This is a genomic window from Pantoea sp. BAV 3049, assembly GCF_009765445.1.
Lineage (GTDB): Bacteria > Pseudomonadota > Gammaproteobacteria > Enterobacterales > Enterobacteriaceae > Erwinia.
This window is the reverse complement of record NZ_WHOY01000012.1, coordinates 1-336: the sequence shown is the minus strand read 5'-3', so window position 1 is coordinate 336 and position 336 is coordinate 1. Positions and strand designations below refer to the sequence as shown.

The following is a 336-nucleotide window of genomic DNA, read 5'->3' as shown; positions in this document are numbered from 1 at the left end:
TATAACCCGGTGCTGGGCCGTTTCAACTGCCCGGACAGCCTGAGTCCGTTCGGTGCGGGCGGGATTAATCCGTATGCTTACTGTGCAGGGGACCCGGTCAACCACACCGACCCTACCGGGCATATCAGCTGGCAGGGGATAGTGGGCATTATTGGTGGCGTTATCGGGCTGGGACTGAGCCTGTTCACGGCGGGAGCGTCCATCGCGGCGGCGGGCAGCCTGGCTGCGGCGTGGAGTTCAGCCTCGGCCACCTCGCTGGTTGTGGGAGGACTGGGTATTGCGGCGGACGTGACGGGGATAGCCAGCGGGGCGACGGAGGACGTGAATCCGGAGGCG

The 336-nt window shown here is 65.5% G+C and carries 1 protein-coding gene; it reads left to right on the top strand.

The genetic code is table 11. The features are described 5' to 3' along the window. Positions 1–336: RHS repeat-associated core domain-containing protein (locus GSQ70_RS00600; protein ID WP_199257192.1), on the top strand; the 336-nt coding region annotated here is incomplete at both ends.